Origin of the sequence: Rhodococcus sp. ZPP, assembly GCF_017656075.1 — a bacterium.
Lineage (GTDB): Bacteria > Actinomycetota > Actinomycetes > Mycobacteriales > Mycobacteriaceae > Rhodococcus_F > Rhodococcus_F oxybenzonivorans.
In genome coordinates this window covers 5,146,336-5,168,004 of record NZ_CP058638.1, presented here as the reverse complement: position 1 = coordinate 5,168,004, position 21,669 = coordinate 5,146,336, and the positions used below count along the sequence as shown (strand labels likewise).

Here is a 21,669-nt window from a genome sequence, read left to right as displayed (position 1 = left end):
CATGTCTTCCGACCAGGTACAAGGCGCCGCGCAGCGGCTGCTGGAGGCGTACCGGACCGGTACGCCGATCGATCCGTTGACTCCCGAGTTCACGCAAGCCGAATTGTCGACTGCCTACCGCATCGCCCAAGCTCAGGTTGAGCAGTGGGAAAAGGACGGTGACACCGTCAAGGGGCACAAGGTCGGGCTCGCGTCCGCTGCGATCCAACGTCAAATGGGGGTGGAACAGCCCGACTTCGGTCACCTGACGGCAAGCATGTTCCACCTCGAGCATCAGCCGATTCCGGCCGCGACGTACATCCAGCCGCGGATCGAGCCGGAGACCGCGTTCGTCCTGGGCCGCCCGCTCACCGGGCCGGGGGTCACGATCGCCGACGCCGTCCGTGCCGTGGAGTTCGTGCTTCCGGCGCTCGAGATCGTCGATTCGCGGATTCGGGACTGGAAGATCGGCATCTTCGACACCATCGCTGACAACGCCTCCTCCGGGGGTGTCGTCCTCGGTAGCCGTCCGGTGCTGCTGCGGGACGTAGATCTGCGCCTGACTGGTTGCACGCTGCACATCAACGGTGAGCTGGTGGCCACCGGCGCCGGCGGTGCCGTGCTCGGCTCCCCGCTGAATTCGTTGGTGTGGCTGGCCAACACGGTCGGCCCGCTCGGTGTGACCCTCGAGCCCGGCCACGTGGTGCTGCCGGGGTCGATGACCAAGGCGTTTCCCATCTCGCCGGGCGATTCCGTCGTGGCCAACATGAGCGGACTCGGCACTGTGTCCGCCGTCCTCGGAGAGCGAGCAGAACAGTGAACCGCGAACAGCAGACGAGCGAGCAGCGCTGGAGTGCCGGCCGCATCGCCGACATCCTCCTCGACGCCGAAGGCACTACCACCTCACGTACTTCCCTGTCGGCGGAGTGGTCCGGACTGACCCTGCCCGTCGCGTACGAGGCGCAGGACATCGCCCTGGCCACCCGCAAGGCCCGCGGTGAGGTCGTCACCGGCATCAAGTTGGGACTGACCTCCCGGGCGAAGCAGCGGCAGATGGGTGTCGACGCCCCCTCGGTGGCCTGGCTGACCGATGTCATGGCGTTGCCCGCCGGTGACCCGGTCCCCCGGAACCGGCTGATCCACCCACGTGCAGAGCCGGAGATTGCGTTCGTGATGAGCCGTCGGTTGGCCGGCCCTGGAGTCACTGCGGCCCAGGCATTGGCGGCGGTCGACCATGTTTTCGGTGCCGTCGAGATCATCGACAGTCGCTACGCCGGATTCAAGTTTACCCTCGAAGATGCTGTCGCAGATAATAATTCGTCCGGTGTGTACGTCACCGGTCCGGTACTGCGGCGTCCCGAGGATCTCGACCTCGCGCTCGAGGCGTGCTTACTCGAGATCGACGGCCAGATCGTCGACACCGCGACCGGCGCCGCCGTGCATGGCCATCCGGCCGAAGCGCTCGCGTTTGCCGCAAACACCCTGGCGGAGAGGGGTCACGCCATCGAAGCCGGATGGGTGGTACTGACCGGGGGGATGACGGACGCCGTCGCGGTCGAACCGGGCGCCCGAGTCGCCGCCCACTTCACCTCGCTCGGTTCCATCACTATTTCGGGAGGATAACCGCATGCCGTTCATCGACGTGACCATAGGTCTGGGCCGTTCCCCGGAGCAGATCCGATCACTGATCCACGAATTGACCGAAGCCGCGCACCGGTCGATCGATGCTCCGAAGGAGAACATCCGGGTCGTGATCCGCGAAGTCCCGGAGACGCATTGGGCCGCCGGCGACGTCACCATCGCCGAACGGCGCGCAGCACGCTGATCGGCGTGGCCGAACGATGCTGACCGGCTGGTGGGGTGCCGGTCGGCATTGCCGACTCTGCGTTGTCCCCGGTTGCTGCGGCCCGTAGACCTTAAGGACACCACCGTCTTTCTTCTGGGAGCCTCCGTGACCACAATTCATGCTGTCGACGCCGACACCGAACTCGACATCTTCGATCCGCCGCGCATCGCCGACCGGCTGTACCACGACCTGCTCTCCCCGCCCGAGATTCAGCAGGTGCGCCGCCGGGTACGGCGGGTCGCTGCGGACACCATCGCGCCGATAGCGAGCCGCATCGCTCGCAGCGACGAACGCATCGACGGCTTCCCCCGCGACGCCTTCGACTCGCTCGCCTCGGCCGGAGTGTTCCGCATCCCGTTCGCCGGGGACGTCGGCGGTGACGACCTGACCCATCGCGCGACCGCGACCGCCGTCGCGGTAGAGGAACTCGCGTACTACTCCAACAGCGTCGCCGCGATCTTCGACGTGCACTGCATCCTCGCTGGCAACGCCGTCAATCAGGGCACCGACGCGCAGCGACGACGATGGCTCGCCCCCGTGGTGGCCGGCGAGATCGTCGGATCGTTCGCCACCAGCGAGCCCGGCGCGTCGAGCGACCTGTCCCCGACCGCCGTCACCACCGAAGCCACCCCGACACCCACCGGGTGGGTGCTCAACGGCCGCAAGCGCTGGATCACCAACTCCGCTGTCGCCTCGTTCGTGGTGGTGCTCGCCCGCACCGGCGACCGGCTGAGCACCTTCATCGTGCCCACCGGCACCCCAGGCGTCACCATCGGCACCCCGGATCGCAAGCTCGGCAACAAGGGACAGATCACCGCCGATGTCATCCTCGAGCAGGTTCACCTCGACTCCGACGCGCTGCTCGGCGAGGAGGGCGGTGGCCTGAAAATCGCGTTGCAGACACTGACCTACGGACGAATCGGTATCGCCGCGGCCGGGGTGGGAATGGCCCAGGCGGCATTCGACCACACCGCCGCTCACCTTGCTCGACGACATGCCTTTGGCGGACCGCTTGCCGGCAAGCAGCATTGGCAGTTTCTGATGGCGGACCGGGCAACGACGATCGAATCGGCTCGCGATTTGTACCTCAAGGCGGCGCTGCGGCTCGACTCCGGGATCGCCTTCCCCGAACCGGAGGCCGCGATGGCCAAATTGCGCGGCACCGAAATCTCTGTGGACATGGCCCGCGATGCCGTACAGGCCTTCGGTGGACTCGGATTCACCCAATCCCTCGGCGCCGACGACACCGATGGACCGGTAGAGGCGTTCTACCGTGACAGCAAGATCGGCGAAATCTACGAGGGCGCGAACGAAGTCCAGAAGTGGGTACTCGCGCGGCAAATCTTCGGACGCGAAATCACCGGCTGAAGACGACCGGCGGTGCCGGTGCCGACTCTCGTGTCGGCACCGGCCGAGCCGTAACCGAAGTCACATCATGGCCCAAGCCGATAGTTCGCGGAGACGACGGCGATACCGTGAGAAGCCAGCCGGGACAATCGCTCGTCGGCATCGTCCTTTTGCCACCGACCTGCCACCCTCCGCCGTGCAGGTAGATCACCGCCGGCGGATCGCCGATATCGGGCCGGTACACATCGACGGTGATCGTGAAACCGTCCACTTCGGCGACGTGCAGACCGGATCGCACTCGAACGTCGTTCGAGAACGGCCTTCCCCAGGTCAGGTTTGTGAATCATGAGCATCGCAACCCTCCCTCGCACCGCGAGCGAATCGAACACTCGGTGATGTCTGCAATGCTGGGTCCATTTCACTCCCGACGCCGGTCGCTCTCGCCGGGGCTCTCGTTTAGCCGATTCGACCGACGCCCGAGAAGGGGTGCTGTTCGGCTATCCCGATCATGCACGCACACCCCGGGTTTTCAGTGGTTTCCTCGAGGAGGACTTCGGTGGAGTACCCGCGAAGAACGCAGCAAGTACGCCACCGCATCGACAGTGCACCCGTTCTGTCCGTACAGGGCAGAGATGAGCGAGAGGCAAACAATGAGTCGCAAGAGCGCCGCGATTATCGGCTCCGGCAACATCGGTACAGACTTGATGTACAAGCTGCTGCGGTCACAGATGATCGAACCGCGGTACATGGTGGGTATCGACCCCGACAGCGAGGGCCTTGCCCGCGCCCGGCAGGAGGGGCTCGAGGCCTCCGCCGGCGGCCTCGACTGGCTCCTCGCCCAGCCCGAACTCCCCGACATCGTGTTCGAGGCGACATCCGCGAAGATCCACACGGCCGCCGCGCCCCGCTACGCCGAGGCCGGCATCACCGCGATCGACCTGACGCCGGCGTCCGTGGGACCGTATGTCGTTCCCGCGGTGAATCTTCAAGAGCACCTCACCGCTCCGAACGTGAACATGGTCAGCTGCGCGGGCCAGGCCACCATCCCGATCCTCTACGCCATCAACGAGGTCGCCGACGCCTCCTACGGTGAGATCGTCGCTGCCATCGCCTCGCACAGCGCCGGGCCGGGCACCCGGCAGAACCTCAGCGAGTTCAGCGAGAAGACCGGCAGGGCCCTGGCCCAGGTGGCCGGCGCCGACCGCGCCAAAGCGATCTCCGTGATCAACCCGGCCGAACCGCCGATGAACATGCGCGACACCGTTTACGCCAAAGTCCGCAACCCCGACCCGGCCGCGATCGAACGCGCTGTGATCGACATGGTCGCAAAGGTGCAGCAGTACGTCCCCGGCTACTCGCTACGCCTGGTCGACGTCGACGGCGACCTGGTCACCGTCATGCTCGAGGTCGTCGGGGCGGGTGATTTCCTGCCCACCTACGCGGGCAACCTCGACATCATCACCGCCGCCGCCGTCCAGGTCGCCGACGTCATGGCCCAGCAGAACCTCGTCCAGGGAGCATCCCAGTGAATACCGCGAACAAGAAGATCACGATCGTCGACACCACCCTGCGGGACGGCATGTCGTCGGTGTCACACCAGTTCACCCCGCAGAACGTCGCCGACATCGCCCGCGGCCTGGACAAGGCCGGCGTGCCGACCATCGAGGTCGCGCACGGCATCGGTCTCGGCGCCTCGTCCATCCAGTACGGGTTCGCCGCCGCCACCGATCCCGACTACGTGCGCGCCGCCGTCGACGCCGTCGAGAACGCCGACATCGCGGCCCTGTATGTGCCCGGCATCGCGACCCTCGCCGAACTGCAGAAGGCCATCGACGCCGGCATCAAGACCGTCCGCATCGCGGTGCACTGCACCGAGGCCGACTGCGGGCAGCAACCCGTCGAGTGGGCCAAGGAACAGGGCCTGAACGTGATGACGTTCCTGATGATGAGCCACAAACTCGAAGCCGAGCCGCTGGCCGAGCAGGCTGCCAAACTCGATTCCTACGGCGCCGACGTCGTCTATGTCGTCGACTCCGCCGGCGCTATGGTGCCCCGGCACGCCGGAGACCGGGTCGCGGCGCTGCGGCAGGCGATCACCGCGGACATTGGGTTCCACGCCCATAACAACCTCGGCGTCGGCATCGCGAATGCTCTCACCGCCGCGGAGAACGGGGCCACCTTCATCGACGGGTCCCTGCGCGGGCTCGGCGCGAGTGCCGGCAACGCGCAGACCGAGGTCCTCGCCGCCGCCTTCGAACGGGCGGGCTGGGACACCGGTGTCGATCTGTTCCCGCTGATCGACACCGCCGAGCACGTCGTCGCACCGTTGATGAAAGAACCGCAGATCGTCGACGAGACCGCTCTGGTCCTCGGCTACGCCGGTGTGTACTCCACGTTTTTCCACCCCACCAAGCGGGCCGCCAAGAAGTTCGGCGTCCCCGCCCGCGACATCCTGATGGAACTCGGACGCCGCGGGGTCATCGGCGGTCAGGAAGACATGATCATCGATGTCGCCTCCGAACTCGCCGGTCGCACCTACGAGACACCGGCAATGGCTGGTTCGTGACATGGCCTATGGCAACCACGGATCGTAGGCTCGTAGGTCACGGACGCCGGAATATGACACCGCGCATTGCTGCGCCCACGGCAGGTTGCGACATCAACGCCGTCGCGACCTGATCCCACAGGAGAAGACATGACTGCAGTACCTGAAACAAGCGACGTCAAGCACCTCATCGGTGGTGACTGGCGTCCCGCGTCGGACGGTGCGACGTTCGAGACCCGCGACCCGCACGACGACTCGCTTCTGGGCAATGTTGCCCGAGGTACCGCCGCCGATGGCGCTGACGCCATCACCGCGGCACGTGAGGCGTTCGACGAAGGCCCCTGGCCGCGGATGTCGCCGAAAGAAAGAGCGAAGATCCTGCACGCTGTCGCCGACAAGGTCGACGAACATCGTGAGGAACTGTCCCTGCTCGAAACCCGGGACGGCGGCAAGGGAATCAACCAGGCACAGCACGCCGAGATCCCACGGGTCGCGCACAATCTGCGGTTCTTCGCAGACTACGTGGCGATGGCAGCCAACGAGGCGTACCCGGACGGCGACCTGCTGTCCTACACCCTGTATCCACCGGCCGGTGTGGTCTCCGCGATCAGCCCCTGGAATGCACCGTTGATGCTGGCGACGTGGAAGATCGCACCCGCGTTGGCCTTCGGTAACACCACGGTCCTCAAACCCGCACCCCAGACACCGCTGACCGCCAACCGGTTCGCGCAACTCGCCCTCGAAGCCGGTCTGCCCGAGGGCGTGCTCAATGTCGTGCACGGCTTCGGCGGCGAGGCCGTCGCGGGCCCGCTCACCTCGGATCCGCGGGTCGATCGAATCACCTTCACCGGTTCGAGCGCCACCGGGGTGAGGATTCTGCAGGCAGCCGCACCCAACCACACCCCCGTGTCCGCGGAAATGGGCGGTAAGTCCGCGAACATCGTCTTCGCGGACGCCGACCTCGACGTGGCTGTGCCGATGTCGATTCGGGCGATCTTCGGCGGAAACGGGCAGGTGTGCCTGTCCGGGTCGCGTCTGCTGGTACAGAATTCGATTATGGGCGAGTTCCTCGACCGGTTCACCGACGAGGCGAAGAAACTCACCGTGGGCGACCCGAAGGACCCGGCGAACTTCGTCGGCCCCCTCATCGAGCAGAAGCACCTCGAAAAGGTCCACAGCTACGTCGAGCTGGCCGAGTCCGAAGGCGGAAAGATCCTCACCGGCGGTTCGCGTCTCACCGACGACGCTCGCGCCAAGGGGTTCTACTACCCCCCGACGGTGATCGCAGGCCTGACCAACGACTCGCGCACCGCGCGCGAGGAGATCTTCGGTCCGGTCGAGACTGTGCTCGGCTTCGACACCGAGGACGAGGCACTGCGCATCGCCAACGACTCGCCGTACGGTCTGGCGGGAATTCTGTTCACCGACAACCTCAACCGTGCCCACCGCATGGCGGCACGGTGGAAGGCCGGCACGGTGTGGATCAACACGTTCTTCGAACGTGACCTTCGCTTGCCGTTCGGTGGTGAAGGCAGCAGCGGTCTCGGCCGTGAGGGCGGCCAGTACTCCCGCGAATTCTTCACCGAGCCACGGGCCGTCACCATCCGCCTGCGAAGCTGAACACCTGTCGACCACGTGCGGCGCCGGAGCGGAATCCCACCGCCCCCGGCGCCGCACGTCCTACCCGGGGAAAACACTCTCGTGACCACACCCGACCTTTGCGTCGTCGTCGGTGCAACTGGTGCGATGGGCACCGAAATCAGCCTGCGCCTGGCCCGCCGCGGGCTGCGCGTCCTCGCGGTCGCCCGCAGCGGCGACGACCTCGAGGAACTTGCCGCAGCCGACCAGCGCATCATCCCCTGCATTGCTGACATCGCCGACGACAACGCGATCGAATCGATCTCCGCGCTGGTAGATTCGCCTGTGCGCATGGCGCTGTTCGCCGCCGGCCTGCCGGTGCGAGGATCCGCTGACACCATCCCACCCGGCGACCTGGCCATGGCGACGAACATCAAGGTGGGCGGTCTCGTTCGTCTGTTGCACGCGGTCCGCGGCCATCTCGTGGGCGGTTCCCGCTTCGTCACCATCGCCGGCTCCCTGGGTCTCGAACCCGGTCCGCTCGATGCCGCGCCCGGCACGGCGAACGCGGCTGTGTTCAACCTGATGCGCCAACTCAGTGCCCTGTACGGTCCGAGGGGTGTCACCACCCACACGATCGCGCCCGGGCCGGTGGACACTCCGAGGCTGCGCGCCTTCGTCGAGAACGAATCCGCCGAAACCGGACAGGATCCGGAGGACATCTGGAAGCGTTACCACGCCAAGACCACCCTCGGACGGTTGCCCACACTCGACGAGATCGGCTGGGTCGTCGAAACGCTGCTCGCTCCCGAGGCCGCGGTCCTGCACGGCTCGGTGATCAACGTCGACGCCGGAACCCGCCACGGAATCGCCTGACCACCACCCACCGAAAGGACCCGCAACCCATGCCTGTCGCGCACTTCCACCTCGTCGACGGCGCCTACACCGCCGAGCAGCACCGAGAGCTACTCACCGCGGCAAGTCGCTGCTACTCCGAGGTCCTCGGCTCGCCGATCGAACGGGTCCGCGTCTTCATCATCCGATATCATCCCGACGATGTCGCCGTCGCAGGAAACACCGTTACAGACGGTGCTCCTGCAGCTCCGTACTTCACGGCGATCGTGCTCGCCGACCGACCCGCCCGTCAGCGACAGGAACTTGCCGCGCGGTTCACCGACCTAATCGTCGAGGTCCTCGGTGCGCAGCGATCACTCGTCCGAGGACAGATCGTCGAAATCGCCCCGGAAAACTGGACGATTGCCGGGACCGCGGCAGCCACGACCCGGGCCGATGAAATTGCCGACCGGGCGCAGTCGCTACCCTGATCCCCACTTGCGTATGGGCGGCGACGACATTCGTTGCGGCCGCCCATCGTTCGCCCCGCCCGGTTCCGGCAGGTCGCCGTGCGCGGCCCCGGGAACTGCTCATCTCGCGTCTACGCGGTCGCGTCGAGGGTTGCCGCGGTCTCGTTCGCGTCGTCCACCGTCGACATGTTGGCCCCGGCCCCCACCGAGGGGATGCTTGCGACCAATCCCGCGCAACTCCATCGCACCGAAGGTCTCGCGCGGGTTCAGCGCGTGATCGAACAGATCTCCACCACGCCGACATCACGCTGTCGGACATCGCAACGGGTGCGGAATGTCACTGCGGACGGTACACAAGCTATTCAGTGCGGCGGGCACCGCGACGCGTGCATGGCTGTACCAACCCCGCCTCGAGCGCGCACGAAAGTATCTGCTCACCAAGGATCTTTACGTAGCGGACATCAGCGACCGCGCCGGCTTCCGCGACGTGTCCCATTTCGGCGGTTGTTCCGCAATACCTTCGGCCGAGCCCGGGCCTGTACCGGAAGAAGCACGCGCGCAGAGGCTCGTGATGTTCTGTGCTGGAAGCATGTTCAAGGAAGAACGGTGTCCTCGTTGCTGAAGAGCATCGTGACACCACCGGTGGCGAAGTTCGCGAGATCTCCGGCGGCGAAATGGGCGACCCCGGGCACCTGCCGGACCAGCGGCAGGTGTTTTGCGGCGTAGTACAATTCTTGTTCTCGGCGTCCTAGGTCGAGTTGGGGACTGCGGGATCACACGGCCTCGGCTGCCGGCCGCGGGGCGTTCACCGTGAACTCCTCCTTGAAGATCAACCGCGGCGACATGCGGCGGCGTTTCAAGGCCTTGACGGCGGCGACGACCATCGCGGGCGGTCCGCACAGGTATGCGCTGTGGCCACGGCAACTGGCGAAGTCACCCAGCACGGCGTCGGTGACCATTCCCGTTGCCCCGTCCCAGTTCTCCTCACTGAGCACCGGGTGATAGTGGAATCGGGAATCGGTCGCCTCCATCGCGCGGAAGCACTCGACGTCGTAGAGGTCGGCTTCCCGGCGACCACCGTGGTAGAGGTGAATCGCCGGTAGCAGATCGTGGTCCAGTGCATGCCGAACAATCGATTTGAGCGGTGCGAGCCCGGTGCCTCCGCCGATCAGGATGGCCGACTCCTCCCGGGATCCGACGACACCGAACTGGCCGAGCGGTCCACGCAGATCGATGCGGTCACCCACCGCGAGTGAGTCGAAGATCCAGCCCTCGGTGGCGAGGCCACCCGCCGTATTCCGGACGTGGAACTCGAGCAGCCGTTGCTCGGACGGCGGGTTCGCCATCGAATACTGGCGCGCGACGCCGGAGCCCGGCACGATCAGTTCGGCGTACTGACCGGCGTCGAACTCCATCGGCTCGTCGAGTTCGACGACGAGCCTGCGGGTCTGCCGAGCGATGTCGGACAGTTCCCGTACCGTGCCTGTGTAGTCGCGGAGGGGGTGCATCGGCCGGCCGGGGTCGGCGTCGTTCACGGGAGCGACGGTCAGGTCTCCGTGCGGTTTCGACTGGCAGGCCAGCGCGAGTCCCGACGAGCGTTCGTCGGTGGAGAGGATGGTCTCGTCGGCGGCGCCGTGGTCGACCTCCCCGCAGAGAACCCGGATCTTGCACGTGCCACAGGTCCCCTGTGAACAGGCGTGCGGAAGCCAGCGATTCGCCCGCAATGCGGCTTCCAGGACCGACGTGCCGGGTGCGACCGGGAACGCCCCGTCCTGCCCCGACACCGTCACCATGCGGTCCATCGGTCAGACCTCCCAGGTGACGTGCAGGCCCTGCGGCCCGCGGAATGTCCATCCCCAGAACTGCGGGGAGCGGTCGGGATCGGGCTCGATGTTCGGGATCGTCTCGAACAGTTCCTCGAGTGCGATCCGCACGATCGCGGTACCGAGATACGTTCCGGCGCAGGCATGATTTCCCGCACCGAACGCCAGATGCGGCATGATCGGTCGGTCGATCTCGTAAGCCTCCGCGTTTCCCCAGACGGACTCGTCGCGATTGGCCGAACCGTACGCCAGCATGACCGGTGTTCCCGCCGGCAGGTCGATGCCGCCGACGGTGACATCGCGGCCCGCGACCTTCACCGCCGCACTCCAGATCGGCGCCACCCAGCGTGCGCCCTCGTTGACGGCGCGCGGAATGAGTGTGGGGTCGTCGACGACGCGTTCGAGCTGGTCGGGATGCTGAAATAGCCCTGCGAGGGTGGTCGTCATGACGTGTCCGGGCTCCTGAAGGGCGCCGAGCAGGAACACGTAGATGTTCGGATAGATCTCGGACCGGTCGCGGACCTGACCGTCGGGCATCCCGTCGTGCAGCCAGTGCGAGATCAGGGTGTGGTCGGGATGTTCGGTCCAGTGATCGAGCATCGGGTCGACAGCGGTGACGATCTCGGCCTTGACCCGGTCACCGGCCTCGAACGGCCCTGGGCTGGCGAAGTCTCCGTTCTCGTCGACTTCCGCGTTCCCGTACGACTGCGCCAGCGTCTGGAACCAGTGCACCAAGGTCTCCGAAGGGATTTCGGTGAGACCCATCAGGTCGCCGACCGAACGCACACTGATCGGCGCGAAGTAGGCCTCCTGGATGTCTGCGGCACCCAGATCCTCGATACCCTCGAGGAGGCTACGCGCCTGCGGCCGGACCAGCGCTTCGACATAGGAGTCCACGGCGCTGGGCCGTAGTTGGGGATTGATCCATTCGCGAAGCTTCTTGTGCTGCTCACCATTGGAGGCGAGTACGGTACCCTCTCCGAAGGTTCGTCCTCCCGACGGGGCGATCACCGTGGACCAGGTGTCCGAATCCTGCGCGATCTGCAGGCAGAGGTCGCGCGATGCCACGACGTACATTCCCACCGCCGAAACGAACGCCACGGGGGCCTCCCGCCGGAGCCGGTCGTAGATCGGATTCGGATCACGATCGAGTTCCTCCATGGTGATCGATTCGATCCACGTGGTGTTGGTGGTCATCGCGTTGTCTCCTCTGAAGTCGTTCGCAACATTCGAAGTGGGCGCGGCCCGAACTCTTCGGGGGTCGTACGCGCGGGAAATCCCTGTGATCTGGAACACTAGAAGGCGGAGGTGTGATCGAACATGACCGACAGTGCGCAGAAGGATGACTCCGCCTGCACCGACAACAACGCCGAGATGGTGCTGAGTACGCGCGAGCTGGAGTCGACCGAAGGACGCATGCGCTGGGCGGACACCCTCGACTCCACCTACTGCGAGATGGACGTCGACTGGCCCGACAAACACGCCCGGTTTGCTGCAGAACTGTCGGTGCGCCCGTTCGGGGACCTGACCGTGAGTGTGGTGCACGCCGATCCGCACACGGTGGTGCGCACGCCGGAGATGATTCGGTCCGACCCCAACGATGACTATCTTTTATGTCTGATCACCCGGGGAACGGCCACTCTTCAGCAGCACTCACGGACCGCGGTTCTCGAGCAGGGGGCATTCGGCATCCTCGACTCGGCGGCACCGTTCGTCGTGGACGGGAAGACCGAATTCAAGCAGGTCGTGCTGCGCGCGCCCCGCCAACTTCTGATCTCCCGGCTGCCCGCGGAGGCCATGGACCAGGTCACCGGCCTGGGGATGTCCGGACAGAACGGGCTGAGCGGTCTCGTCTCGCGTTTTCTCGTCGACATCGCGACCACCGATGACCGGTTGTCGGTGGGGTCGTCAGCATCGGTCGCCGTGTCCGCCGTCGAGATGCTCTCATCCGTCCTCACCGAGCAGGCACGTCCGCTGACCGCGACGATGCGGGTCCACCACGATGATCTCCGGACGGTGCAGCAGACCATGGCGCGGTACCTGCACGACCCCGACCATTCGACGGCGGAGATCGGTGCCGAACTGGGAATGTCGTTGCGTTACATCCACAAACTGTTCAGCATCGCAGGCACCACCCCGCGCACGTGGCTGTACCAGTTGCGCCTGGACCGCGCCCGGGGGCAGCTTCTCGGCACCGAGTCGACGGTCGCCGAGATCAGCGACCGGGTCGGTTTCCGCGACGTCTCACACTTCAGCCGCGCTTTCCGTAAGCGGTTCGGCGCCAGCCCAGCGCATTTTCGTGAGCAGCACGGCAGGAACGGCGGCGCGGCCGGAGCGTGACTCGCGGCCGCCGATTGACGTAGAACCATAAGTTGCCTTCCGTCCCTACCCGGTGTGTGCGCCCGAAGATCTGACGCGCCAACACCCACCGCTGGATTTCGTTGGCGCCTTCCTAAATCTCGCCGATCTTGCTGTCACGGTGGATGGCCTCCACCGGGCCCCCTGTGCCGTCGGCGCCGAGCGACCGCACAAAGCCGAGTCCACCGAAGGCCTGCACGGCATCCCGGACGATCCGCGCGGCCAGATCCGTGCCCCGCAGTTTCGCCATCGCCGCCTCGGGTTCGGGGAACCGCTCGCCGACGTCGAGCCGCAGTGCCGCTTTGAGATACACGGTGCGCACTCCAAATCCGCAGCGTAGTCCGCCATCACGAACTGCCAGTGCTGCCTCGAGGCCAGCGACGCACCGAACGCGTGCCGGGACTTCAGATGGTAGACGGTCCGATCGAATGCGGCCTGCGCCATGCCGACGCGCGCAGCACCGATCCCGATGCGCCCGTAAATCAGGATCTGCAACGCGATTCGGAGTCCACCCCGACCCGTCCGAGCACCGAATCCGGGCGCGGCGGACGTCGTCGAGATGAACATCGGCGGTGATCTGCCCACGATTCCCCAGCATGCGGTCGGGGATCCGATCGCGACACCCGGTGCATTGGTGGCACGATGAAGGTCGTCGGCCGAGCCCAGTGCGTGCGAGCACCACCACCACACCGGCGACGACGGAGTTGGTGATCCACCGTTTCCGGCCGCGCAGAATCCAGCCGTCACCGTCCGGGACCGCTTCGGTGGACACGGCGTCGGGGGACAAGTCGCTGGACACGCCGGTTCGCTGGTCGCGAAGGCACCCACGATCTCCCCCTCGACGAGGGGCCGCAGCCAGCGGCGTCGCTGCTCGTCCGCGCCCTGGTCGAGCACGGTACCCGCGAGGATGCAGTGCTCGTCGAAGATGGCGGCACGCTATTGGAGTAATAACCCAGTTCTCCACCGCGACCGCGGTCGCGGTGGCGCGGTGTGTCAGGCCGGCGCCGCCGACATCGGAGGGAACGGGATCCGGAACAGTCCCTCCGCGGCCATGGCTACGAACGCATCACGCGGGAAGCCGTCGGGCCGCTCGTCGCCGCCGGCGATGTGATGCGCAACGGGCTCAATCGCTTGGTCGCGAAGTCGCGCACCCGCACACGAAGGCCGCGAACCTCGTTCGGGACAACAGGTCGTGATACAACTCGTCGGCGCCCAGATTCGTGAAGTGCGCGGCAAACCGCGCACCCGACTCACCCGCACCGCGTAGGTCATCCCGCCCGTGAGCACCTCCCAGCCGGCCTCGATGGCGTCGCACCGTTCGGCGAGCGTGTTGGCCGCGAACGTCAACGCTTCGGCCGGATGCCCGTGCACCGCAGCACCGGTCGCGGAATCGACGATCTCCCCGTCGACCTCGAGCAGGCATGCCTCGAGCGCAAGGTCGAGGTCTTCCGGCCGCCGGCTGATCGGCCCGGTGACGTAGCGTCCGGACGGATTGTTGTCGGCCGCGGCGTCCATCATCGAAAACATCTAGCCAGAGAACCGGCTGTCGGTGTTCTCGATCGCGCCCACGACACGGTCGACGGCAGCCAGCGCCGTTGCCGCACTCACCCGACGCGACCCACCTTGTGTCCCTTGACGAGGTCGCCGCCGAGCGCCCACTCCTCGACCTACAACTGCTGAATGCGGTAGGCGAATTCGATCGACGCGTCGGGATGCTCCGGGGTAAGCGGGTCGATAGGTTCGCCCGTCCGGACACCTCCATCAACCGGTCGGCGGCCTTACGTGCGACGGCATCCAAGGCACCTCTGCGCTGTGTCTGTCGTTTCGGTCTTCGGATGACGGGAGGTCAGGAGGCCAGGGCCGGCGGGTGCGGTTCGGGAACCTCCCTGGTCGTGGCGGGTGTGGCGTGGGTCGTGTTGCCGACCGCGTGGGACACCTCGCGAGCCGCTGCCATGACAGCGCGGGTGAACTCGACGCGACGGGTTACGAAACGGCTGACCGGGACGCTCATGCTCACCGCGGCCACCACCGAACCCATGTCGTCGCGCACCGGCGCGGCCACGCAGTGAACCTCCGAGACGGCTTCACCGAGGTCGTAGGCGTGGCCGGCAGACCGCGCCACCGACAACGCGTCGAGCAGTGCCCTGGCATTGGTGATCGTCGACGGCGTGTGCCTGCGCAACTGGCGACCGGCCAGGTAACGGCGCAGTTCGTTCTCCCCCAGACTGGCCAGGAGTACCTTCCCCACCGCTGTGCAATGTGCTTCGAGACGGGTACCGACCCGTGCACCCTGCACGGTGATGTTGTGCGTACCGACCACCTTGTCGACGTACAACACGTGCCACCGCTCCATCACCGCGAGGTGGCTGGTTTCGCCGTACCGATCGACGAGGTCCTCGATGACCGGCGACGCGCAGGATCGCACGTCGACAGTGCCCCGCAGAGTTTCGCCGAGTTCGATCACCCGCCACCCGATCCGGTAGCGACCTCGGGTGCGGCACTGGAGCAGTCCGGTGTCGACCAGACTCGACAGCAAGGCGTGCGCACTCGATCGGGGGACGTCGATGGCAGCGGCGACCTCGGAGACTCCCCATTCCGGCTGCGCCGCGGTGAAGAGATCCAACACCGGCCCGATCTTTTGGACTGTCTGCAGTGCCGCCAAAGTGTCCGTCCTTCCATCCACGGATCGGCGTGGTTGCGCGGGTGCACAACCACCGACCGCCTGTGACTCGGAACACTAGGAGATGAGCGTCGGTGGAACCATGACCACCAGCGCACGGATGGATGACTGCGCGCGCACCACCCTTTCGCCGGGCTTGCCCGGCCGCCTCGAGGGTGATGTCATCGTGGGCCACTGCGGTGTCACCGTCGGTGCTGGATACGTAGGTGTGACTATTAACGGTCACGGGAAAACCCCGAGGCGATGACGTTGGGGATGTCACCGGCTTGTAGAGCCTGAGCATTGAGCAATGTTCCGGTGCCCTCCTACACCGGATCGACGTCGAGGTCACCGGGCAGTTTCGACAGTGAGGGCACGAGCACCAACCGTAGCAGGGCAGCGAAAGCAATGAACGCTACTCCCAGTGCGACAGGAATTTTCGAAGATCGTCTGACAAGCATCGATCGTTCCTTCGTGTACTCGTTGGGTAGATGAGGGACATGCGCACTGCCAGGGCGAACAACCGGGAACCCTGCTGATCCCCTTGTCCCGATGTCCCGACGCAGGCGCCTTCCGGCCCGGTTCGCAAAGCACACTGGGCGACCGGTAGCCGACGTAATGCCTAACGGCGATAGTGAAGGGAGTCCGAGTCGTAGACAGATTCGATGCAGCGATCGTCGAGTTCGCGTGCCAATGGTTGCCCTACGGCACCCCGCCACCCGAGAAGCTCCTCACACGGTTCGCGATGTCGAGTAGTGGGTACGAACAGCAGCTCGCGCGAATCCTCGATGACTATCCATCCCAGTTGCCGGTTGAAGACAGACGAAGGCTCTGGCTGCAGCTGGTCGACAAACCGGCACTACCAGTAGCGGCGGGGTCGCCGATCAAGGCGCACCGCCCCTGCCGCTCCCCCATGATCGAACCGACCGCGCGAGGGGCCGCGTCGGAGACGGGACGAGTGGGGAGACCTGTTCTAACGGTCCCGACAGGCCAGAAAACGCAATCTAGCGCCGAAGAGATCCGCGTTGCGCAGAGATGCCCAGTTTCCGAACTATGTCGGGGTGATTTCCGTCGCTTGTTCGGCAATTCTGGATTGTGTAGCGGAGAGCATGTGATTCGGATCAAGATCGTGACATCGGACACGAGCTGATACCCAGTCGGCAAGGACCGAAGCGCCAGACAACGCCACTCCGCACTGGTCCCGGTCGCCGGGGGGCACACACCCTCACGACGCGATCGGACAGCGGACACTGCCGATCTCAGGCAGGCAACAAAGGAGACGACCTATGAGCGACCCTCGGTTCGAGATTTCCCATCTCGCCCGCGCCGAACTGCTGAGCCCCAAGCCGCAGGAGACGGTGGACTTCTTCACCAAGTTCCTCGGCATGTACATCACCCACACCGAGGGGCAGTCGGTCTACCTGCGCGGGTATGAAGACCCGTACCAGTGGAGCCTAAAGGTCACCGAATCAACCCAGTCCGGACTCGGCCACGCGGCGATGCGCACCAGTTCCCCGGAGGCGCTCGAACGCCGGGCGGCATCGCTCAAAGATGCCAACGTCGACGGAGCATGGCGCGAGAGCGACTTCGGATACGGAAAAACCTTTACCTACCAGTCCCCGGACGGGCACAACCTCGAACTGCTGTGGGAGGTAGAGAAGTACCAGGCTCCGCCGGAGTTGCAGTCCAAGATCCTCACCCGCCCCTCGAAGAAGCCACTGCAGGGCATCCCGGTCAAGCGCATCGATCACCTGAACCTGCTCGCCAGCGATGTCACCGCGGTGAAGAACTCGTTCGAGCGGCACCTCGGTTTCCGCACCACCGAACGCGTCGTCGACGGCAATACCGAGATCGGTGCGTGGATGAGTTCCAACATCCTCGGCCACGAGGTCGCGTGCCTGCGCGACGCGCAGGGTGAGCGGGGCAAGATGCATCACCTCGCGTTCTACTACGGCACCGGCCAGCACAACATCGATGCCGTGGAAATGTTCCGCGACTACGACATTCGGATCGAAGCCGGCCCCGACAAGCACGGCATCACCCAGGCCCAGTTCCTCTACGTGTTCGAACCCGGGGGCAACCGCATCGAGCTCTTCGGCGAGGTCGGGTATCTGCACCTCGATCCCGATGGTGACACCAAGACTTGGCAGATGTCGGACATCGACACCGGCCTGGCGATCGGCGGGGCGAAGCTGCCGTGGGAAACCTACTTCACCTACGGCACTCCGAGCCCGCTCTCACTCGACCAGCACATCGAGAAGTACGCGCACTTCGGTCCCGGCGACCCCGACCCCGATGCGGCGGCAGCTGAGCAGGCGGTCCCGGACGAGATCGACCAGTCCCGCGCCGTCGCCGGCGCTCCGGCGTCCTGATACGCACGTGGGTGTGACCGGAGTTCGGGTCACACCCACGTGATCCACCTCGGTGTGCCGATAAGCGGCACAACTCCTTTGGAGTCGCGAGGGCTGGATCACACACTGTTCGGCGGGGCTGTGCAGGTCGGGATCGTCGATCGACGCCACCGCACCTCACACCTGAACCCATCCACTTTCGCTCGGTCGTCGGTTCACACGAGTGAATCAGCGCGAGTCCCCACTGCACGCGGGCCCGAAGCAGAAGGAGCACCATGACTTCCACCCAGAGTTTTATCGACGAGATCACGATCGAAGAGCTCGAGGCCGACCCCTATCCGTTCTACGAGCGTCTGAGGAAAGAGGCTCCAGTAGCCTTCGTCCCGGCGCTGGGCATGTACATCGTGTCGACGAAGGAACTGTGCGCCGACATCGCCAAGGACGCCGAGAACTGGCCGGCCGTCATCTCTGCGGCCGGAGGCCGCACCTTCGGGCCCGGCGCACTGCTCAACACGAACGGCGACGAACACCGCAAGCTGCGGGACATGGTCGAACCGCACCTGCAGCCCTCAGCGGTCGACAAGTACATCGACAATCTGGTGCGCCCCTTCGCACGTCAGCGACTCGCCGAGATCGAGAACGATGGAAACGCCGACATCGTGGCTGCGTACTGTGAGCCGGTCAGCGTTCGTGCTCTCGGCGATCTGCTCGGACTCGATGACGTCAGCACCGACAAGCTTCGCGAATGGTTCCACAAGCTGAGCGTGTCCTTCACCAACGCCGCGGTCGACGAGAACGGCGAATTCGCCAACCCGGACGGGTTCATCCCCGGCGACGAGGCCAAGGCCGAGATCATCGCCCACGTCGATCCCAAGATCGACAAGTGGATCAAGAACCCCGATCACACCGCGATCTCCCACTGGCTACACGACGGTATGCCCGAAGGTGAGACCCGCAGCCGCGATGTCATCTACCCCAACCTGTACGTCTTCCTCCTCGGAGCGATGCAGGAGCCGGGGCACGCGATGGCCACCACGCTGGCAGGACTGTTCACCAAGCCCGAACAGCTCGAACGGGTCGTCGACGACCCGGCGTTGATCCCCCGGGCGGTCTCGGAGGGCATGCGCTGGGTGGCGCCGATCTGGTCTGCCGTGGTCAAGCGTGCCGCGCACGAGGTCGAGGTCGGTGGCGTGACGCTGCCGGAGGGGTCGATCGTGATGCTCTCCTATGGCTCGGCCAACCAGGACGAGAACGCTTATAACGCCCCGACTGAATTCGATATCGATCGGGCCCTGCTTCCGAACATGACATTCGGTGGCGGAAAGCACGCCTGCGCGGGTACCTATTTCGCTAACTCGGTTATCCGGATCGGCCTGGAGGAACTGCTCGAGGCCATTCCGAACCTGGAACGCGACGAGGCTCACGAGGTCGATTTCTGGGGTTGGGGTTTCCGTGGCCCGAAGCAGTTGTTCGTCAAATGGGAAGTGTAACGGAATCACATTTCTGGAGGTCCGAAGTGTCCGGTCCGGAGATTAATGGATCGGGCACTTCGGGAGCATTTTTATTGGATTGGAGCACTGTCGGAAATGGCAAATAAATACACGGTCCGTATCCAGGGTAAGAATTCGGACATCACCGTTGCCGAAGACCAATCCATCCTCGATGCGGCGCTGCGGGCGAACGAATGGCTTCCGCACTCGTGCACCCAGGGCACCTGCGGCACCTGCAAACTCAAGGTGCGGTGTGGGGAGGTGCGCCACAACGAATCCCCCGAGTACACCCTGACCACGGACGAGCGCGCCGAAGGTTTAGCTCTCGGCTGTATGGCGACCCCCTGCTCCGATCTGACGGTCGAACCGATCGGCGAAGCCGGGGACGACGGAGTTCCGCACTTCCCACTGCGTGATTACGAGGGCACGGTGACGGTACTCGAGGACATCGCTGCGAATACCCGTCGGCTCGTGGTCGAGGTGGATACGCCGATGCTGTTCAATGCCGGTCAGTACGTCGAGTTGATCGTCCCCGGGCACAACGTCGGCCGGCAGTACTCGCTGGCCAATCCGCCGACGGAGACGCGGAACCTGGAATTCCACGTCAAACTCACGACCGGGGGTCTGGCCACGGACGGGTGGATTTTCGGACCGATGCAGGTCGGTGACCGCATCTCTCTGCGTGGGCCGTTGGGCCAGTTCAACTTGGTCAAGCAGCAGGACGAGGCCGCGATCTTGATCGGCGGTGGCACCGGATTGGCGCCGTTGAAGTCGATCGTCCAGCATGCGTTGGCCGAGCGCCTGGTTCCGGAGTTGTATCTCTACCACGGTGGACGTCGCCAGGAGGATCTGTACGACGTCGACTTCTTCCGTGACCTCGCACAGGAGCATGAGCACTTTCACTACCGCCCCGCGCTGAGCGAGGAACAGTGGGACGGGGCCATGGGGATGGTGACCGATGTTGTGCTCGAAGACTTCTCGTCGTGCAAGGGCATGAGCGCCTACCTGTGCGGACCGCCGGCAATGGTCGAGGCGGCGGTCAAGGCCCTCAAGCGACGTCGGATGGCGCCCCGACTGATCTTCCGTGAAGAGTTCACGATCGCCGCACCGAACCTGGCCGCCGTGGTGCAGTAGCCACGACGCCCCCTTTCCTCCGGATCAAGACGTTGGCGCTGACGGATCCGGACGGCACCGATCCCGCGGAAATGAATGGACACGATCACTTCCGCGGGATCGTCATATCTGCTACCGGAACGGCACCGTGCGCAGGTCCTCCGACGGACTCACTCCGAAGGTCTCCTTGTACTCCCCGGCGAACCGGCCGACATGCAGGAACCCCCACCGCTGTGCGATCTCGGTGACACCTTCATTCGCCGGGTCCGCCTCGAGCAGGTCTTTGCGCGCCTTCTGCATGCGGATGATCTTCAGCTGCCGCATCGGCGTCGTACCCAACGAATTCTGGAACCCCACCTGCAGGGACCGCACACTCACCCCGACGTTCTTGGCGACCCGCGCCACCGTCAGGGGCTGCTGCGCGTGCGCCTCGAGGTAGTCGACGGCGAGCCGGACAATTCCCGGCAGGGCGGGCTTGGGCTCATACAACCTTGCCCTGTAGTCGTGCTCAGCCGCGACGAGAAGCCCGCTCATCAAGCACTCCGCCATCGGCGTCGAGACGATGGGATGCAGCGCCAACGCCTCGGGACTATCGAGTTGATGAGACAGACCCTCGACCAGTGAGAGCCATTGACGGCCGACGACGGTGTCCAGATCGAGGTCCATGCCGAAGACGATCGGGTCGACGATCTCGGTTCCCAACCGTGCCGCGAGTTGATCCTCGAGCGCCCGGCGATCGATCTTCAGGGCCAGCACCGGGGTCGGATAGGGCGAGGCCCACCCACGCAGCAGGGTCCGCTGGTCGCACCGGTAGACCGCGGCGCAGTGGGGGGTCGCCACGGTCCGGGCGCGACCCGACCCGGTGACCAGCTCCCCCCGCATCGGGATGTTCACCTGATAGGAGTCGCGCAACTCGTTCGTGAAGATTTCCACCTCGGTCGAATAGTCCAGCCGGCCGAGCGTGACGGGACCGAACGAGGCGGCAGTCATTCGCATCTGAAAAATATGCTCGTCCCCGAGGACGCGAACCTCATGGGGATAGTAGAGATCGCTGCCGATGGCCCGCGCCTCGTCGATATCGTCGGAAAGAAACGTCTTTGTGCCGTTTCCGCGATCCGGGTCTTCGCTCATCTACTTTGTCGGTCTCTCTGGTCCCACTAAATCGAGAACGATTCAGTTATTGCGCCAATTGGCTATATTGCTGCGCTCACAGGATAGCGCGTCATGTGACCTGAATCATACGCTCATCAGGAATCACTCAACAGCTCCTATATCC

The 21,669-nt window shown here is 65.1% G+C and carries 19 protein-coding genes and 3 pseudogenes; 14 read left to right on the top strand and 8 right to left on the bottom strand.

Going from position 1 to position 21,669, the window contains the following annotated elements; translation table 11 throughout:
- Window position 1 precedes the first annotated feature (1 nt).
- The 10 genes and pseudogenes from HYG77_RS23945 to HYG77_RS23900 all read left to right on the top strand — a co-directional run.
- Window positions 2-799 (top strand): 2-keto-4-pentenoate hydratase, encoded by a 798-nt coding sequence (locus HYG77_RS23945; protein ID WP_208960840.1) that lies wholly within the window; start codon window positions 2-4, stop codon window positions 797-799.
- A complete protein-coding gene (locus HYG77_RS23940; RefSeq protein ID WP_208960839.1) occupies window positions 796-1,602 on the top strand; it encodes a fumarylacetoacetate hydrolase family protein in 807 nt (268 codons plus the stop codon). The genes HYG77_RS23945 and HYG77_RS23940 overlap by 4 nt, the downstream gene beginning before the upstream one ends.
- A 4-nt stretch (window positions 1,603-1,606) precedes the next feature.
- Window positions 1,607-1,804 (top strand): 2-hydroxymuconate tautomerase family protein, encoded by a 198-nt coding sequence (locus HYG77_RS23935; RefSeq protein WP_109332463.1) that lies wholly within the window; start codon window positions 1,607-1,609, stop codon window positions 1,802-1,804.
- Window positions 1,805-1,930: 126 nt separating this feature from the next.
- The gene (locus HYG77_RS23930; RefSeq protein WP_208960838.1) at window positions 1,931-3,193 is read left to right on the top strand and encodes an acyl-CoA dehydrogenase family protein; all 1,263 of its coding nucleotides are present in this window, start codon (window positions 1,931-1,933) and stop codon (window positions 3,191-3,193) included.
- 629 nt (window positions 3,194-3,822) lie between these two features.
- The gene (locus HYG77_RS23925) at window positions 3,823-4,701 is read left to right on the top strand and encodes an acetaldehyde dehydrogenase (acetylating) (protein WP_208963501.1); all 879 of its coding nucleotides are present in this window, start codon (window positions 3,823-3,825) and stop codon (window positions 4,699-4,701) included.
- The gene (gene dmpG, locus HYG77_RS23920; protein WP_208960837.1) at window positions 4,698-5,738 is read left to right on the top strand and encodes a 4-hydroxy-2-oxovalerate aldolase; all 1,041 of its coding nucleotides are present in this window, start codon (window positions 4,698-4,700) and stop codon (window positions 5,736-5,738) included. The genes HYG77_RS23925 and dmpG overlap by 4 nt, the downstream gene beginning before the upstream one ends.
- 129 nt (window positions 5,739-5,867) lie before the next feature.
- Window positions 5,868-7,337 (top strand): aldehyde dehydrogenase, encoded by a 1,470-nt coding sequence (locus HYG77_RS23915; RefSeq protein WP_109332470.1) that lies wholly within the window; start codon window positions 5,868-5,870, stop codon window positions 7,335-7,337.
- An 81-nt stretch (window positions 7,338-7,418) separates the two neighbouring features.
- On the top strand, window positions 7,419-8,171 hold the full coding sequence (locus HYG77_RS23910; RefSeq protein WP_208960836.1) for an SDR family oxidoreductase: 753 nt from the start codon (window positions 7,419-7,421) through the stop codon (window positions 8,169-8,171).
- Between the two features lie 29 nt (window positions 8,172-8,200).
- Entirely contained in the window at window positions 8,201-8,620 is a 420-nt protein-coding gene (locus HYG77_RS23905) for a tautomerase family protein (protein WP_208960835.1), read from the top strand.
- A 123-nt stretch (window positions 8,621-8,743) separates the two neighbouring features.
- A pseudogene (locus HYG77_RS23900) lies at window positions 8,744-9,171 on the top strand (helix-turn-helix transcriptional regulator); the annotation flags it as partial.
- 21 nt (window positions 9,172-9,192) lie between these two features.
- Here the strand turns inward: HYG77_RS23900 and HYG77_RS23895 are convergent.
- Genes HYG77_RS23895 through HYG77_RS23885 form a run of 3 tightly spaced genes read right to left on the bottom strand, consistent with a single transcriptional unit; the run spans window position 9,193 to window position 11,619 of the window.
- Window positions 9,193-9,330 carry a hypothetical protein gene (locus HYG77_RS23895; RefSeq protein ID WP_208960834.1) on the bottom strand — a complete coding sequence of 46 codons (138 nt, stop codon included), beginning with the start codon at window positions 9,328-9,330 and terminating at the stop codon, window positions 9,193-9,195.
- 42 nt (window positions 9,331-9,372) lie between these two features.
- Window positions 9,373-10,401, bottom strand: a complete 1,029-nt coding sequence (locus HYG77_RS23890; protein ID WP_208960833.1) for a 2Fe-2S iron-sulfur cluster-binding protein — start codon at window positions 10,399-10,401, stop codon at window positions 9,373-9,375.
- Window positions 10,402-10,404: 3 nt separating this feature from the next.
- Entirely contained in the window at window positions 10,405-11,619 is a 1,215-nt protein-coding gene (locus HYG77_RS23885; protein WP_208960832.1) for a cytochrome P450, read from the bottom strand.
- A 123-nt stretch (window positions 11,620-11,742) separates the two neighbouring features.
- Between HYG77_RS23885 and HYG77_RS23880 the strand changes: the two genes are divergently transcribed.
- On the top strand, window positions 11,743-12,762 hold the full coding sequence (locus HYG77_RS23880) for an AraC family transcriptional regulator (RefSeq protein WP_109332475.1): 1,020 nt from the start codon (window positions 11,743-11,745) through the stop codon (window positions 12,760-12,762).
- Window positions 12,763-12,874: 112 nt separating this feature from the next.
- Here HYG77_RS23880 and HYG77_RS39820 read toward each other — a convergent pair.
- The 4 genes and pseudogenes from HYG77_RS39820 to HYG77_RS39815 all read right to left on the bottom strand — a co-directional run bounded on the left by HYG77_RS39820 (window position 12,875) and on the right by HYG77_RS39815 (window position 15,900).
- Window positions 12,875-13,347 (bottom strand): annotated as a pseudogene (locus HYG77_RS39820) (acyl-CoA dehydrogenase family protein).
- A gap of 643 nt (window positions 13,348-13,990) precedes the next feature.
- Window positions 13,991-14,388, bottom strand: a pseudogene (locus HYG77_RS23870) (4-oxalocrotonate decarboxylase); the annotation flags it as partial.
- Window positions 14,389-14,626: 238 nt separating this feature from the next.
- Complete coding sequence (locus tag HYG77_RS23865) at window positions 14,627-15,442, bottom strand: IclR family transcriptional regulator (RefSeq protein WP_208960831.1); 816 nt, start codon at window positions 15,440-15,442, stop codon at window positions 14,627-14,629.
- A gap of 323 nt (window positions 15,443-15,765) precedes the next feature.
- Window positions 15,766-15,900, bottom strand: a complete 135-nt coding sequence (locus tag HYG77_RS39815; RefSeq protein ID WP_230989929.1) for a DUF3068 domain-containing protein — start codon at window positions 15,898-15,900, stop codon at window positions 15,766-15,768.
- 825 nt (window positions 15,901-16,725) lie between these two features.
- Between HYG77_RS39815 and HYG77_RS23860 the strand changes: the two genes are divergently transcribed.
- The 3 genes from HYG77_RS23860 (at window position 16,726) to HYG77_RS23850 (ending at window position 20,414) form a co-directional block, all read left to right on the top strand.
- Entirely contained in the window at window positions 16,726-17,811 is a 1,086-nt protein-coding gene (locus HYG77_RS23860; RefSeq protein ID WP_109332477.1) for a VOC family protein, read from the top strand.
- 254 nt (window positions 17,812-18,065) lie between these two features.
- Window positions 18,066-19,280: a cytochrome P450 gene (locus tag HYG77_RS23855; RefSeq protein ID WP_208960830.1), complete on the top strand. Its 1,215-nt coding sequence runs from the start codon at window positions 18,066-18,068 to the stop codon at window positions 19,278-19,280.
- A gap of 96 nt (window positions 19,281-19,376) precedes the next feature.
- Complete coding sequence (locus HYG77_RS23850) at window positions 19,377-20,414, top strand: 2Fe-2S iron-sulfur cluster-binding protein (protein WP_208960829.1); 1,038 nt, start codon at window positions 19,377-19,379, stop codon at window positions 20,412-20,414.
- A gap of 111 nt (window positions 20,415-20,525) precedes the next feature.
- Here HYG77_RS23850 and HYG77_RS23845 read toward each other — a convergent pair whose 3' ends face one another.
- Entirely contained in the window at window positions 20,526-21,524 is a 999-nt protein-coding gene (locus tag HYG77_RS23845; protein ID WP_208960828.1) for an AraC family transcriptional regulator, read from the bottom strand.
- Window positions 21,525-21,669 lie beyond the last annotated feature (145 nt).

What these genes read in the sequence shown, in the direction of transcription:
- HYG77_RS23945 (WP_208960840.1), top strand. Translation starts at nt 2, where the DNA reads ATGTCTTCCGACCAGGTACAAGGCGCCGCGCAGCGGCTGCTGGAGGCG.
- HYG77_RS23935 (WP_109332463.1), top strand. Translation starts at nt 1,607, where the DNA reads ATGCCGTTCATCGACGTGACCATAGGTCTGGGCCGTTCCCCGGAGCAG.
- HYG77_RS23925 (WP_208963501.1), top strand. Translation starts at nt 3,823, where the DNA reads ATGAGTCGCAAGAGCGCCGCGATTATCGGCTCCGGCAACATCGGTACA.
- HYG77_RS23915 (WP_109332470.1), top strand. Translation starts at nt 5,868, where the DNA reads ATGACTGCAGTACCTGAAACAAGCGACGTCAAGCACCTCATCGGTGGT.
- HYG77_RS23905 (WP_208960835.1), top strand. Translation starts at nt 8,201, where the DNA reads ATGCCTGTCGCGCACTTCCACCTCGTCGACGGCGCCTACACCGCCGAG.
- HYG77_RS23890 (WP_208960833.1), bottom strand. Translation starts at nt 10,401, where the DNA reads ATGGACCGCATGGTGACGGTGTCGGGGCAGGACGGGGCGTTCCCGGTC.
- HYG77_RS23885 (WP_208960832.1), bottom strand. Translation starts at nt 11,619, where the DNA reads ATGACCACCAACACCACGTGGATCGAATCGATCACCATGGAGGAACTC.
- HYG77_RS23880 (WP_109332475.1), top strand. Translation starts at nt 11,743, where the DNA reads ATGACCGACAGTGCGCAGAAGGATGACTCCGCCTGCACCGACAACAAC.
- HYG77_RS39815 (WP_230989929.1), bottom strand. Translation starts at nt 15,900, where the DNA reads ATGCTTGTCAGACGATCTTCGAAAATTCCTGTCGCACTGGGAGTAGCG.
- HYG77_RS23860 (WP_109332477.1), top strand. Translation starts at nt 16,726, where the DNA reads ATGAGCGACCCTCGGTTCGAGATTTCCCATCTCGCCCGCGCCGAACTG.
- HYG77_RS23855 (WP_208960830.1), top strand. Translation starts at nt 18,066, where the DNA reads ATGACTTCCACCCAGAGTTTTATCGACGAGATCACGATCGAAGAGCTC.
- HYG77_RS23850 (WP_208960829.1), top strand. Translation starts at nt 19,377, where the DNA reads ATGGCAAATAAATACACGGTCCGTATCCAGGGTAAGAATTCGGACATC.
- HYG77_RS23845 (WP_208960828.1), bottom strand. Translation starts at nt 21,524, where the DNA reads ATGAGCGAAGACCCGGATCGCGGAAACGGCACAAAGACGTTTCTTTCC.